Here is a 12,277-nt window from a genome sequence, read left to right on the forward strand (position 1 = left end):
GGGACACCCCCTGCGCCCCCTTTCCCCGCGGGCAGGCCCTACTCCTTCTCGATGCCCGCGGCCTGGATGACCCGGCTCCATTTGTCCAGTTCGGAGCGGCCGAAAGCCGCCAGTTCCGCGGGCGTGCTGTAGGACATCTCCAGCCCCAGGCCGACCAGGCGTTCGCGCACGGCCGGATCGCGCGTGGTCTTCTCCAGCGCACGGCTGAGCCGCTCGATCACCGGCGCGGGGGTACCCGCCGGCGCATACAGCGCATACCAGGCCAGCAGCTCGAATCCGGGATACTGCTCGGCGATGGGCGGCACCTCGGGCAGCAGCGGCCACGGCCTGGCGGAACTGATGCCCAGCGCGCGGACCTTGCCGGCCTTGACCTGCTGGGTGCCCGTCACGATGTCGGTGAACATGACCGAGACGTGGCCGGCCATGACGTCGTTCAAACCCAGCGGAATGCTCTTGTAGGGCACGTGCAGCATCTGGATGCCAGCGGCGGTCGTGAGCATCGCGCCCGGCACCAGGGTGCCGGCACTGCCCGAGGCATAGGACAGCTTGCCGGGCTGTGCCTTGGCCAGCTTGACCAGATCGGCCAGGGTCCTGACCGGCAGCGCGGGATTGGCGACCAGCAAGGCCGGCGTGTAGGCCACGCGCCCCACCGGCGCGAAGTCCTTGACGGGGTCGTAGCCCGGCGTCTTCATCAGGGCGGGATTGGCCGCCTGGGTGGTCTGCGTGGTGAAGAACAGGGTGTACCCGTCGGCAGCGGCCCGCGCCGCCGCCTGGGCCGCGATGGCGCCCTGCGCGCCGGCGCGGTTCTCGATCACCAGCGGCTGGCCCAGTTCGCGCGACAGCGCCTCGCCGACGATGCGGGCGGTCGTGTCCACGCCGCTGCCGGGTCCGAACGGCACCAGCACGGTCACGGGACGATGGGGATAGGAATCGGCCGCCATGGCGCCCGCCGCGCCGAGCGCGGCCAGGGAAGCCAGGGCGTACGCGCCCATGCGGATGCTCTTGGTCATGTTGTCTCCGGTTTATGGTTCAAGGGTGCCGCGGGTCGAGCGCGTCCAGCCAGCGCAGCACCCGGTCGGCGATGAGACCGCTGTTGCGGTCCATCATCAGGAAATGGGAATTGCCGCGCACGCCTTCTGCGGGCAGGTCCAGGGACTCGACCGCCGCGCCACTGCGCGCCAGCACGGCGGCGTACGCGTCCACCGTGGCGCGATATCGGCGCCAGACAGGGTGGTCGCCGATATGGTCGCCCCACACGATCAGGTGCGGCGGGATCGCCGCCGGCGGGGCGGCAGGCGCACCGGAAGGTTCGAGCGCAACCACGGCGCGCACGGACTCGGGCCGCTCCTGGGCCGCCAGCAGTGCAAACCCGCCGCCCTGGCTGTGCCCGACGACGATGCAAGGCCCCACCCGATCCAGCAGCGCGCGGTAGGCGGCGCTGGTGACGGCCTCGTGGCCGGCCCAGCGCGGCACCCATTGACGCGCGAACTGATCGAAGGCGCCGACCGGGAACTGCTGCGCGGCGTGGGCCAGGCGGGCGGCCGGATCCGTGCGGTAGCCGTGGGCCGGCCCCATCCGGAACATGTCCCAGGCCTCGTCCATGGTGCGGAACAGCGGCGCACCGGCATACAACTCGGGAAAGCGCGCCCAGGAAGCGCGGCCGCGCTCCACGGCGTCGGACACATAGACGTCGTATCCCGCGCCCAGGAAGCGCCACAGCCAGCCCGGACGGCCGTCGGGAGTCGTCTCCCAGTTGGCGCCCGTCATGCCACCGCCGTGCCAGAACAGCACGGGCAGCGCGTGCCGTGGCCGCGCCAGCCGGTAGGCCTGCACGTACATCTGGCCGACGACATGGTCGCCGTTGGGATCGACCGGCCTGGGCTCGGCCCCCTGCGCCAGGCGCCTGGCCTCGGTGGGCAGGCCGCGCAGCGTGCGCACCTCGCCCCCCACGTGGAAGCTTTCGATCGCGCGCAGGCAGATCTCGTCCGGGGCCGGTTCAGTTGCGGGCATGGAGAAAATCCTGGTCCTCGGAAAAGCAGCGTATGCGGGGCACGGCGCCGAAGCAGGCGCCCAGGGCGTCCTCCATGGCCGCCATGAAACGCGCGACGACCTGGGCGTCGCGGCGTTCGTTGCGGCGGAACTGGACCTCCAGGTAGACGGGGCAGCCGCGCGGGACGGCGTGCGCCGCCACCACCACCAATTGCACCTGGGCGGCCTGCGCGCCCAACAAGTCCACGCAGGCGCGCTCGGTGGCGCTGCCCAGCGGATCGAGCGGCGCGCCGGCCAGCAAGGGACTGGAAACGAAAGCTTTGATGACGGGCATGGCGATCACGAACGAAAGATGACGACCATGATGCCGACGGCCAATAATGAAATCCAGTGCAAATTATTGCGATATTATTGCGTCATGCGCACCAATTGCGACCTTCCCGACCTCCAGGCCTTCTGCGCCCTCGTGCGCTGCGGCGGCTTCAACAAGACCGCCGACCTGCTGGCGCTCTCGCCCTCGGCGTTGAGCCGGCGCATCAGCAAACTGGAGGAAGCCCTGGGGGGACGCCTGGTCGAACGCACCACGCGCACCATGGTGCTGACGCCGCTGGGCCTGGCCCTGCACGAGCGCCTGGCGCCGCTGCTGGACAGCCTGGACGACTGCCTGGCCGGAACCGCACGCATGGCGCGCGGCGAAGGCGGCCAGATGACCGTGGCCTGCATCACCACCGTGGCGTATTCCTTGTTCCCCGCAGCCCTGTCGCGCCTGCGGCAGCGGCATCCCGACGTGCGCGTGGATCTGCGCGACGACACGGGGGCGCGCGTGCGCGATGCCGTGCTGCGGCGGGAAGCCGAGTTCGGCATCACGGTTCTGTGGGAAGACGAACCCGAGCTGGCCTGCCAGTCGCTGCGCGACGACCCCTACGTGCTGGCATGCGCTCCCGGCCACCCGATGGCCGCGCGCGCCCAGGCGGCCTGGGCCGACCTGGCGGGGCAGCGGGTGCTGGCCCTGCGCCGCAGCAGCGCCAACCGCCAGCAGATCGACGCCGCTCTGGCCGTGGCGGGCGTGCCCGCGCCCTGGTTCGACGAGGTGGAGCACCTGTCGTCCATGATCGGATTCCTGGAACACGGCGGGTGGATGGCGGTGCTGCCCCGCCTGGCGCTGGCAGCGACGACCCGGGTCGCCACCATCCCCTTGACGGCCCCGACCATCGCGCGCCGCATCTGCCTCGTGCGGCGGCGCGACACGACGCTGAGCCGGCCCGCGCGTGCCCTGTGGGACGAACTGGCGCGCAGCATCGCGGCCCCGCCGTCCGCGCCTGCTCCCGCCTGACCGGTCAGGCCGCTTCTCCCGTCCCGCCGTCGCGCGCAGCCCGCAGCGACCGCATGAGCTTGTCCAGCAGCGCGTCGAGCTGGTGCAATTCCTGTTCGCTGAAATCGCCGAACATCACCTCGCGCTCATGGCCGCCGCCGATGCGGTCGGCCTGCTCGCGCACGCGGCGTCCACGGGCGGTCAGGGTCAGCTCGAACGCCCGCGCATCGCGCGCGCTGATGCTGCGCTCGGCCAGGCCGAGTTCGATCAGCCGCGACACGACCTTGGACAACACGGTCTTTTCTATGAAGGTCGCGGCCTGCAGGGCCGACACGCTGATGCCGGGCGCATCGCCGATCTGGCGCAACACCCGCAGGTCGCGCACCACCAGCCCGAGTTCCTTCCGATAGAGCTCGTTGACCTGCCGCACCGCCTCGCTCTTGATGAGATCGAGCTTGTAGGTGAAGTAGGTCTCGAGTTTCTTGGTCACGGCGGTCTCGTGCGGGCGGCGGGGCATCGCGGCATTGTATGCCGCGCCTCGCCAGCGGGGTAAATACTGAGTGCAATTTTCAATAGTTGAAATAGCATCCTATTTTTCGCTTCAGACGATAGGATTGCAATGAAAATCGAGGTCTCGGACACGCACGCCCAGGACATGACCACATGGCGGCGCACGCTCCACCGCAACCCCGAACTCGGCTTCGAGGAACACGAGACGGCGGCCTTCGTCGCCGAACGCCTGCGTGAATGGGGCATCGAAACCCATGCCGGCATCGGCGGAACGGGCGTGGTCGGCGTCATCCACGGCGCGCAGGGTCCCGGCCGCAACCTCGGCCTGCGCGCCGACATGGACGCGCTGCCCATGCAGGAACAGACCGGGCTGCCCTACCAGTCGGTGCGTCCCAACCGCTTCCATGGCTGCGGCCACGACGGCCATACCGCCATCCTGCTGGGCGTGGCTCGCCATTTCGCGTCGAACCGCGACTTCCGCGGCACGCTGAACCTGATCTTCCAGCCTGCCGAGGAAACGCTGCGCGGCGGCTCGACCATGATCCAGGACGGCCTGTTCGAACGCTTTCCGTGCGACGAACTCTACGGCCTGCACAACCACCCCCCGCTGGAGCCCGGCCGCGTCGGCGTGCGCAACGGCGCCACGCTGTCGGCCTGCGACCTGTTCCGCATCCGCATCCACGGCGTCGGCGGCCATGCCGCCAGCCCGCACCGCACGGTGGATCCCGTGGTGGTCGGCAGCGCGCTGGTGCAGTCGCTGCAGACCATCGTCAGCCGCTCGGTGGATCCGCTGCAGACCGCGGTGGTCAGCGTCTGCCAGTTCCACGCCGGTACCGCCATCAACGTCATCGCCGACCAGGCCGTGCTGGAGGGCACGGTGCGCACGCTGGACCACGGCGTGCAGGCGGAGGTCCTCAAGCGACTGAAGGAAATCTGCGCCGGCGCCGAACAGGCCCACCGCTGCCGCATCGAGTTCGAGCATCTGCAGACCTCCCCCGCCACCATCAACAACGCCGAACAGGCGCAGGTCGTACGCGAGGCCGCGCTGGCCGTCGTCGGCCCGGACGGCCTGGAGCCCGACATTCCGCCGCTGATGGCCTCCGAGGACTTCGCCTACATGCTGCAGGAAAAACCCGGCTGCTACTTCTTCCTGGGCAATGGCGGCCACATGTGCCACCACCCCAAGTTCGATTTCAACGACGACGTGCTGCCCGTCGGCATGTCGATGATGATCGAGATCGCGCGCCGCCGTCTGGTGGCCTGACCCCAAACCGAGGACTCCGCCATGCACGCATCCCGCTACCTTGCCGCCCCCGTCCTGGGGCTCCTCATGCTTGCCGCCGCGCCGGCGCAGGCCCAGACCGCCTACCCCACGCGCCCCATCCACCTGATCGTCAACGGTGCGCCGGGCAGCCTGCCCGACCTGTTCGCCCGCCCCATCGCCGAGAAGATGCGGACATCCCTGGGACAGGCCGTGGTGATCGACAACCGCCCCGGCGCGGGCGGCCTGCTCGCCATGACGAACCTGAAGAACAGCGCCGCCGACGGCTACACGCTGGCGGTGGTCACCAACGCGCATGCCGTCTGGAACCAGTATCTGTTCAGCAAGCTGCCCTACCACCCGCAGGCCGACCTCCAGGCCGTCAGCCCCATCGCCGTCATTCCCATGGTGCTGACCGCCAGCCCCGCCCTGCCCGCCGGCTCGCTCAAGGAACTGGTCGCGCTGGCCAAGGCCAGGCCCGGGGTGCTGAACTACGCCTCCTCCAGCACCGGCTCGCCGCCTCACGTCCTGTTCGAGATGTTCAAGCTGCAGACCGGGGCCGACATCCTCCACGTCCCGTTCAAGTCCGGCCCCGACGCGCTCAACTCCACCATCAGCGACCGGACCCAGCTCTACCTGGCCGGCTCCGCCCTGATCGAGCCGCAGGTCAAGGACGGCCGGCTCAAGGCCCTGGCCGTGAACACCCGGGAACGCCTGCCCGGCCTGCCCGGCGTCCCCACCTTCGCCGAGCAGGGCTACCAGGGCCTGGAAGACACCGTCTGGCTGGGAGTCGTGGCCCAGGCCGGCGTGCCCGCCGACATCGTCCAGCGGCTGAATCGCGAGATCGCCAAGGCGGTCCGGGCCGAGGACATGAAGAAGCTCTACGACGCGCACGGCTCGGTGGTCTACACCTCCAGCCCGGAGGAGTTCGCCGCGCGCATCAAGGCCGATCATGCGCTGTGGGGGCCGGTGATCAGGAAGGCGAACATTTCACTCGACTGACCGGCCAAGCGGAAATCCCGCGCTGAAATGCAAAGGCCCCGGCGGCGCATGCCCCGAGGCCCTTGTCGATCACCGCGCGATGCCTACTCCCGGGCCGCGCCCGGGACTTCCACCGTATAGTTCAGCGCCAGGCGGCCGCCGTCGACGAATACCGTCTGCCCGGTCACGTAGCTGGCGTCCTCGCTGGCCAGGAACACCGCAGCGCCGGCCACTTCCTCCGGCCGCCCCAGCCGCGTCATCGGGATGCGCGACAACACCGTGTGCAGCGCCTTGGGATTGTCGGTGATGGTCGACATGATGTCGGTATCGATGCTGCCCGGCCCCAGCGCATTGACGCGTACGCCGTGCGGCGCCATCGCCAGCGCCATGGCCTTGGTCATCTGCCGCACCGCGCCCTTGCTGGCGCCGTAGGCCAGCTGGTTGGACATCGCCAGCTCGGCCGTCATCGACGACAGCGTGATGATGCTGCCGCCGCGTCCACCCCGCACCATGGCCTTGGCGGCGGCCTGGGCCACGAGGAAGGTCCCGCGGACGTTGACGTTCATCACGAAGTCCAGGTCCTCCAGCGTCACGTCCAGGAACTCGGCGGCGCGGATCACGCCGGCATTGCAGACGCAGATGTCCAGCCCGCCGAACTCGCGCTCGCACAGCGCCACCATCTCGGCCACCTGGGCCGGATCGGTGACGTCACCGCGCATCGCGCGCGCCGGGCCGGGCATGGCCGCCAAGGCCTCGCCCTCGACCTTCTCGGCGCGATCCACCAGCACCACGTTGGCGCCTTCCTGGCTATACCGCTTGGCGATCGCCAGCCCGATACCGCCCGCGGCGCCGGTCACCAGCGCCGTCTTGTCCTTCAACCTCATTGCTACTCCAATCGATCCCATGACTACAAGCGGGAAAAACGCCGGCCATCGTCAGCCGGATGGTGCCCCGGGGGCACGGCGGATCCGGCTTTGCCGGTCCGTCAGTGCCGCCCCCTTGAGGGGGCGTAGGGGGTGGGTCCTAGACGCCGACGTACTGGGCGATCAGCTCGGGACGTGCCGAGAGTTCCGGCGACGTGCCGCGCCAGACCGTCACGCCCTTGTCCAGGATGAAGTTGCGGTCGGACAAGCGCAGCAGGGCCTTGGTGTTCTTGTCCACCACGATCATGGTCAGGCCTTCCTGCTTGAGCTGGGCCAGCACGCTCCAGATCTCGGCGCGCACGATGGGGGCCAGGCCCTCGGTGGCTTCGTCCAGCACCAGCAGGCGGGGGTTGGTCATCAGCGCGCGGCCGATGGCCAGCATCTGCTGCTCGCCACCCGACAACTGCGTGCCGAGGTTGGAGCGCCGCTCCTTCAGGCGCGGGAACAGGCCGTAGATCTTGTCCAGCGTCCAGGCCGAGGCGTCGGTGCGCTTGGACGTGGCGATCAGGTTTTCCTCCACGGTCAGCGTGGGGAATATCTGGCGCCCTTCCGGCACCAGCGACAGTCCCAGCCGGCCCACGCGGTACGGCGCCATGCCGTTCAGCGTCTGCCCGTCGAAAGTGATGCTGCCGGCCGCCGGCTTGAGCAGGCCGAACAGGCAGTTGATCACCGTCGTGCGCCCCATGCCGTTACGGCCGATCAGGCCCACGACCTCGCCGCGCTTGACCTCCATGTCGATGTCGAACAGTGCCTGGCAGGAACCGTACTTGGCCGCCAGTCCTTGTATGGAAAGCATGCGTGAACTCCTGCCTCAGGCATCGGCGTCGTCGCCCAGATAGGCGCGGCGCACTTCGGGATGGTTGCGGATTTCCTCGATCGAGCCGGTCGCGACGATCTTGCCGTAGACCAGCACGCTGATGCGGTCGGCCAGCGAGAAGACCGCGTTCATGTCGTGCTCGATCAGGAGGATGGTGTAGCGGCCCTTCAGGGAACGCAGCAGCTCGATGGCCGCGGCGCCTTCGGCCGCGCTCATGCCGGCCATGGGCTCATCCAGCAGCAGGATGCGCGGATCCGCCGCCAGCGCCATGGCGACCTCGAGCTGGCGCCGCTGGCCGTAGGCCAGGTTGGACACCACGGTGTCGGCCACGTCGGACAGGTGGCACTGCTCGATGATCGCGCGGGCCTTTTCCATGACATCCCCGTAGGACGACATGGGCTTCCAGACGGCCCAGCGCACGCCTTTCTTGCGCAGCGCCGCCAGGCACACGTTCTCGACCACGGTGAAGGCGTCGAAGATGGACGTGATCTGGTAGGACCGCAGCAGGCCCATGCCCACACGGTGCTGCACGGGCGTGCCGCTGACTTCTTCGCCGCCCAGCACGATGCTGCCTTCGTCCGAGCGTAGCTCGCCGGTCAGCAGGTTGATGAGCGTGGTCTTGCCGGCACCGTTGGGGCCGATGATGGCGTGCAGTTCGCCCGGCTCGATCTCCAGCGTCACGCCGTCGGTGGCGCGCAAGCCGCCGAAGCGCTTGACCAGGTCCTGGGTACGCAGTCCGATGGCGTTCATTGCGATTCTCCCGCGGAAACGGCGGCGACCTTGGGCGCCGCGGCAGGCGCCGCGGACGGCGCCGGGGCGGACGCTTCGCGCGGGCGGATCAGCCACGCGAAGCCGTTCCTGGTCAGCAGGGCGATCACGACGATGACCGGCCCCATGATCAGCATCCAGTGCTGGGTCAGGCCCTTGAAGAACTCTTCCATGACCAGGAAGGCGATCGCGCCCACGATGGGACCGGTGATCGTGCCCAGCCCGCCGATGACCAGCATGACGATCAGTTCGCCCGACACCGGCCACGACATGTAGCTGGGCGAGGCGAAGGCCGTCAGGTTCGCCAGCAGGAGGCCCGCCAGCCCGGTCAGCACGCCGGACAGGACGTAGGCGGCCAGCTGCACGCGGAAGACCGAGTAGCCGAAGGCGTTGACGCGGCGGGGGTTGATGTGGGTGGCCTGCAGCACCATGCCGAACGGCGACTTCTTGAGCCGCGCCAGGAACACCGTGACCGCCAGCAGCACGGCCCAGGCCGCCCAGTAGACCTCGGAACTGCCCGACAGCTCGAACAGCCCGAAGTTGCTCGGCTCATTGATGTTCAGGCCATCGTCGCCGCCGAAGGTGGTCATGCTGACCATCAGGAAGTAGAACATCTGGGCAAAGGCCAGCGTGATCATGATGAAGCCGATGCCCGAGGTGCGCAGGCATACGGTGCCCACGACCAGGCCGACCAGCGCGCACACGACCACGGCGGTCAGCAGTTGCAGCCAGCCATCGCTGATGCCGTAGTAGCTGAGTATGCCCACGGCATAGCAGCCCAGGCCGATGAACATGGCATGGCCGAAGCTGACCAGGCCGGCGAATCCCAGCACGAGGTTCAGCGCGCAGGCGGCCAGCGCATAGATCAGCACGCGGGCGAAGAACGTCACGTAGAACGGCTCGCCTATCGCCTGCGCGACGAACGGCACGGCCGCCAGGATTATGAACAGGACCGGGATCATCCAGGCCCCGAATTTGACGCGATTCATATCGTCTACCTTGCAGGAATATCAGTTACCGCCGCAACCAGACCCAGGGCACCGCGGATCCGGCTCCGCCGGTCCGCCAGTGCCGCCCCCTGGGGGGCGCGCGAAGCGCGTAGGGGGGGGCCTACTTCTTGTTCAGGATGCCATTGGGGCGGAAAGCCAGCACCAGCGCCATCAGCACATAAATCAGCATGGAGGCCATGGCCGGGCCGACGGCGTTGGCCGAGGCGGGCTGCATGAACGAGCCGAGCAGGTGCGGAATGTAGGCGCGCCCCAGCGTATCGATCACGGCGATGATCATCGCCGCCACCAATGCGCCGCGGATGGACCCGATACCGCCCACCACGATGACCACCAGCGCAAGGATCAGGACCGGTTCGCCCATGCCGGACTGCACCGACAGGATGGGCCCGGCCAGCGCGCCAGCCAGTCCCGCCAGCCCCGCCCCGAGCATGAACAGCAGTTTCTTGAGCAGGTCGATGTTCACGCCCAGCACGCTGACCATGGGCGAATTGCTGGCGCCGGCGCGGATCAGCATGCCGAAGCGCGTCTTCTGGATCAGGTACCAGGCACCCAGCGCCACCAGCACGCCGACCGCGATGATCAGGATCCGGTAGACGGGATACTGCGACCCGAACAGCGTCACGGCGCCGTCCAGCGCCGACGGAATGGCCGCGTAGTAGGGACGGTTGCCGAAGATGACGATGGCCAGCTCGTTGAAGAACATCATCAGGCCGAAGGTCGCGAGCACCTGGTACAGGTGGTCGTGCCGGTACAGCGGCTTGGCGACCAGGTGCTCCAGCAGCAGCCCCACCAGCCCGGCCGAGATGATGGCCGCGGCGATGGCGAAGATGAAGGACCCGCTCGCGTTGTAGGTGGCGGCGCCGATGAACGCGCCGACCATGTACAGCGAACCGTGCGCGAGATTGATGAAATTCATGATGCCGAAGATCAGGGTCAACCCTGATGACAGCAGGAACAACAAGACGCCGAGCTGCACACCATTGAGCAACTGCGACAAAAACAGCGAACTATTCATTGACAGACTTCCGTGTCAAAACCCGGGTCTTCCCCGCATACCCGGTTCTTTCGTTCTTAGTGCCCATGCACTCCCCGATCCCGTGGCGGCGATCGCCACCCAGCATACCGGCGCCCGCCCCCATCATCCATCGGTGCCACCCCTGAAAGGGAAGCCCCAACCCAAGATAAGGGACCTAGACCCAGGATGCGGTGGATCCGGCTCCGCCGGTCCACCCGCATCGCCCCCTTGAGGGGGCGCCCGAAGGGCGTAGGGGGTGGGCTTTCCTTGCGCGCGTAAGCGCGTAGGGGGGGGTCTACATCTTGCATTCAGCCGCGTACGCGTCCTTGTGGTCCGTCAGGACCTGCGACAGTTGCTTGTAGCCCACGCCGTCGCCGTTCTTGACGATCTCGTAGGCGTAGTAGTGCTGGATGGGCATGTTGTTGGTGTTGAAGGCGAACTTGCCACGGGCCGTGGGGAACTTGGAGCCGGCTTCCTTGACGGCGGCCGCGAAGGCCTTCTTGTTCGACACCTTGCCGCCCAGCTTGGTGATGGCGGCATCCAGCAGGTAGGCGGCGTCATAGGCGGCCACCGCGTACTCGGTGGGGGGACGCTTGTACTTGGCTTCGTAGCCCGACACGAATTTCTTGTTCTGCGGATTGTCGAGCACCGGCGCCCACGGCGTGCCGTAGATCGAACCGACCGCCTGCTGCTTGAGCGCGGCCAGCGAGTTGGAATCGATCAGGCTCTCGGACAGGAACGGCAGCTTGCCCATCAGGCCGGCCTGGTTCAACTGGCGCACGAAGTTCACGCCCACGCCGCCGGGATAGAACACGAACAGGGCATCCGGCTTGGCGCTCTGGACGGCGGCGATCTCGGCCGCGTAGTCGAGCTGGCCCAGCGGGGTGTAGACCTCGTTCTGGATCGCGCCGCCGTAGAAGCGCTTGAAGCCGGCCAGCTTGTCCTTGCCGGCCTGGTAGTTCGACGTCATCAGGTAGACGTTCTTGTAGCCCTGTTCCTTGGCGTACTTGCCCATGGCTTCGGACATGCCGTCGTTCTGCCACCCCATCACGAACAGGTTGGCCATGCAGCCCTTGCCGGCGATCGGGGCCGGACCGGCGTTGGTCGACAGCGCGACGACGCCCGAATCCTTGATGCGGCGGGTCTCGGCCATCAGCACGTTCGAGAAGCCCAGCCCGACGATGGCGTCGACCTTGTCGCGCTCGATGAACTTCTGGACGATCTGCGCGCCGACGTCCGGCTTGAGCTGGTCATCCTCGCGCAGCACGGTCACGGGCTGGCCGCCCAGCTTGCCGCCCAGTTGCTCGACAGCCAGCATGAAGCCGTCGTACTGGTCCTGGCCCAGCGCCGCCATGGGGCCCGACAGCACCCCGGAAAAACCGATCTTGACCTCGGCGTGCGCGGCGCCGGCAACCATCAGGGCCGCCGCGACCAGTACGGCGGTTTGCTTCTTCATCATCGACTATGTCTCCTTCGTCGGGAAATAGCGGGAAATCAGCGCCCCAGCGCCTTGGCGGTCTTGCCGCCTATCCCGAAATTCGTCTTGGGCACTTCGACCAGCACCACGCGCACGGACTCGCGGGGAGCGCCGATGGCGCGGTGGGTCGCTTCGGTCAACTCCTCGATCAGGGCCGCGCGCTGTTCGTCGGTGCGGCCCTCCATCATTTGCACCTGGATGAGGGGCATGGCGA

14 protein-coding genes are annotated in these 12,277 nt (G+C 68.0%); 3 read left to right on the forward strand and 11 right to left on the reverse strand.

Going from position 1 to position 12,277, the window contains the following annotated elements:
* Positions 1-38 precede the first annotated feature (38 nt).
* Genes ABD104_RS11625 through ABD104_RS11635 form a run of 3 tightly spaced genes read right to left on the reverse strand, consistent with a single transcriptional unit; the run spans position 39 to position 2,323 of the window.
* Positions 39-1,010: a Bug family tripartite tricarboxylate transporter substrate binding protein gene (locus ABD104_RS11625; protein ID WP_087840772.1), complete on the reverse strand. Its 972-nt coding sequence runs from the start codon at positions 1,008-1,010 to the stop codon at positions 39-41.
* Between the two features lie 19 nt (positions 1,011-1,029).
* The gene (locus tag ABD104_RS11630; RefSeq protein WP_087840773.1) at positions 1,030-2,010 is read right to left on the reverse strand and encodes an alpha/beta hydrolase; all 981 of its coding nucleotides are present in this window, start codon (positions 2,008-2,010) and stop codon (positions 1,030-1,032) included.
* Positions 1,997-2,323, reverse strand: coding sequence for a hypothetical protein (locus tag ABD104_RS11635; RefSeq protein ID WP_140416898.1), 327 nt, complete (start codon positions 2,321-2,323; stop codon positions 1,997-1,999). Before ABD104_RS11635 ends, ABD104_RS11630 begins: the two co-directional genes overlap by 14 nt.
* 84 nt (positions 2,324-2,407) lie before the next feature.
* Between ABD104_RS11635 and ABD104_RS11640 the strand changes: the two genes are divergently transcribed.
* The gene (locus tag ABD104_RS11640) at positions 2,408-3,322 is read left to right on the forward strand and encodes a LysR family transcriptional regulator (RefSeq protein WP_176400821.1); all 915 of its coding nucleotides are present in this window, start codon (positions 2,408-2,410) and stop codon (positions 3,320-3,322) included.
* A 4-nt stretch (positions 3,323-3,326) separates the two neighbouring features.
* Here the strand turns inward: ABD104_RS11640 and ABD104_RS11645 are convergent, their stop codons facing one another.
* Entirely contained in the window at positions 3,327-3,791 is a 465-nt protein-coding gene (locus tag ABD104_RS11645) for a MarR family winged helix-turn-helix transcriptional regulator (protein ID WP_165963088.1), read from the reverse strand.
* 129 nt (positions 3,792-3,920) lie between these two features.
* On the opposite strand from ABD104_RS11645, the gene ABD104_RS11650 reads away from it, so the two are divergent.
* Together ABD104_RS11650 and ABD104_RS11655 are read left to right on the forward strand one after the other, a co-directional pair.
* Positions 3,921-5,075 (forward strand): M20 aminoacylase family protein, encoded by a 1,155-nt coding sequence (locus ABD104_RS11650; protein ID WP_243724442.1) that lies wholly within the window; start codon positions 3,921-3,923, stop codon positions 5,073-5,075.
* A 21-nt stretch (positions 5,076-5,096) separates the two neighbouring features.
* On the forward strand, positions 5,097-6,074 hold the full coding sequence (locus ABD104_RS11655) for a Bug family tripartite tricarboxylate transporter substrate binding protein (protein ID WP_243724443.1): 978 nt from the start codon (positions 5,097-5,099) through the stop codon (positions 6,072-6,074).
* 83 nt (positions 6,075-6,157) lie between these two features.
* Here the strand turns inward: ABD104_RS11655 and ABD104_RS11660 are convergent, their stop codons facing one another.
* From ABD104_RS11660 to ABD104_RS11690, 7 genes are all read right to left on the reverse strand, one after another.
* Positions 6,158-6,937: an SDR family NAD(P)-dependent oxidoreductase gene (locus ABD104_RS11660; protein WP_087840776.1), complete on the reverse strand. Its 780-nt coding sequence runs from the start codon at positions 6,935-6,937 to the stop codon at positions 6,158-6,160.
* A 139-nt stretch (positions 6,938-7,076) separates the two neighbouring features.
* Positions 7,077-7,772, reverse strand: a complete 696-nt coding sequence (locus ABD104_RS11665) for an ABC transporter ATP-binding protein (RefSeq protein WP_087840777.1) — start codon at positions 7,770-7,772, stop codon at positions 7,077-7,079.
* Between the two features lie 15 nt (positions 7,773-7,787).
* The gene (locus ABD104_RS11670; protein WP_087840778.1) at positions 7,788-8,543 is read right to left on the reverse strand and encodes an ABC transporter ATP-binding protein; all 756 of its coding nucleotides are present in this window, start codon (positions 8,541-8,543) and stop codon (positions 7,788-7,790) included.
* A complete protein-coding gene (locus ABD104_RS11675; protein ID WP_087840779.1) occupies positions 8,540-9,550 on the reverse strand; it encodes a branched-chain amino acid ABC transporter permease in 1,011 nt (336 codons plus the stop codon). The genes ABD104_RS11670 and ABD104_RS11675 overlap by 4 nt, the downstream gene beginning before the upstream one ends.
* Before the next feature lie 121 nt (positions 9,551-9,671).
* Complete coding sequence (locus tag ABD104_RS11680) at positions 9,672-10,586, reverse strand: branched-chain amino acid ABC transporter permease (protein WP_087840780.1); 915 nt, start codon at positions 10,584-10,586, stop codon at positions 9,672-9,674.
* A 295-nt stretch (positions 10,587-10,881) separates the two neighbouring features.
* The gene (locus ABD104_RS11685) at positions 10,882-12,042 is read right to left on the reverse strand and encodes an ABC transporter substrate-binding protein (RefSeq protein ID WP_087840865.1); all 1,161 of its coding nucleotides are present in this window, start codon (positions 12,040-12,042) and stop codon (positions 10,882-10,884) included.
* 38 nt (positions 12,043-12,080) lie between these two features.
* Positions 12,081-12,272: a 2-hydroxymuconate tautomerase gene (locus tag ABD104_RS11690; protein ID WP_087840781.1), complete on the reverse strand. Its 192-nt coding sequence runs from the start codon at positions 12,270-12,272 to the stop codon at positions 12,081-12,083.
* Positions 12,273-12,277: the final 5 nt, after the last annotated feature.

The organism is Pigmentiphaga daeguensis, from assembly GCF_039523035.1.
Lineage (GTDB): Bacteria > Pseudomonadota > Gammaproteobacteria > Burkholderiales > Burkholderiaceae_B > Pigmentiphaga > Pigmentiphaga daeguensis.

Bases quoted from the DNA above. Each gene is read 5' to 3' on its own strand.
- ABD104_RS11680 (WP_087840780.1), bottom strand. From the start codon at position 10,586: ATGAATAGTTCGCTGTTTTTGTCGCAGTTGCTCAATGGTGTGCAGCTC.
- ABD104_RS11665 (WP_087840777.1), bottom strand. From the start codon at position 7,772: ATGCTTTCCATACAAGGACTGGCGGCCAAGTACGGTTCCTGCCAGGCA.
- ABD104_RS11660 (WP_087840776.1), bottom strand. From the start codon at position 6,937: ATGAGGTTGAAGGACAAGACGGCGCTGGTGACCGGCGCCGCGGGCGGT.
- ABD104_RS11640 (WP_176400821.1), top strand. From the start codon at position 2,408: ATGCGCACCAATTGCGACCTTCCCGACCTCCAGGCCTTCTGCGCCCTC.
- ABD104_RS11650 (WP_243724442.1), top strand. From the start codon at position 3,921: ATGAAAATCGAGGTCTCGGACACGCACGCCCAGGACATGACCACATGG.
- ABD104_RS11690 (WP_087840781.1), bottom strand. From the start codon at position 12,272: ATGCCCCTCATCCAGGTGCAAATGATGGAGGGCCGCACCGACGAACAG.
- ABD104_RS11635 (WP_140416898.1), bottom strand. From the start codon at position 2,323: ATGCCCGTCATCAAAGCTTTCGTTTCCAGTCCCTTGCTGGCCGGCGCG.
- ABD104_RS11655 (WP_243724443.1), top strand. From the start codon at position 5,097: ATGCACGCATCCCGCTACCTTGCCGCCCCCGTCCTGGGGCTCCTCATG.
- ABD104_RS11685 (WP_087840865.1), bottom strand. From the start codon at position 12,042: ATGAAGAAGCAAACCGCCGTACTGGTCGCGGCGGCCCTGATGGTTGCC.
- ABD104_RS11675 (WP_087840779.1), bottom strand. From the start codon at position 9,550: ATGAATCGCGTCAAATTCGGGGCCTGGATGATCCCGGTCCTGTTCATA.
- ABD104_RS11625 (WP_087840772.1), bottom strand. From the start codon at position 1,010: ATGACCAAGAGCATCCGCATGGGCGCGTACGCCCTGGCTTCCCTGGCC.
- ABD104_RS11670 (WP_087840778.1), bottom strand. From the start codon at position 8,543: ATGAACGCCATCGGACTGCGTACCCAGGACCTGGTCAAGCGCTTCGGC.
- ABD104_RS11630 (WP_087840773.1), bottom strand. From the start codon at position 2,010: ATGCCCGCAACTGAACCGGCCCCGGACGAGATCTGCCTGCGCGCGATC.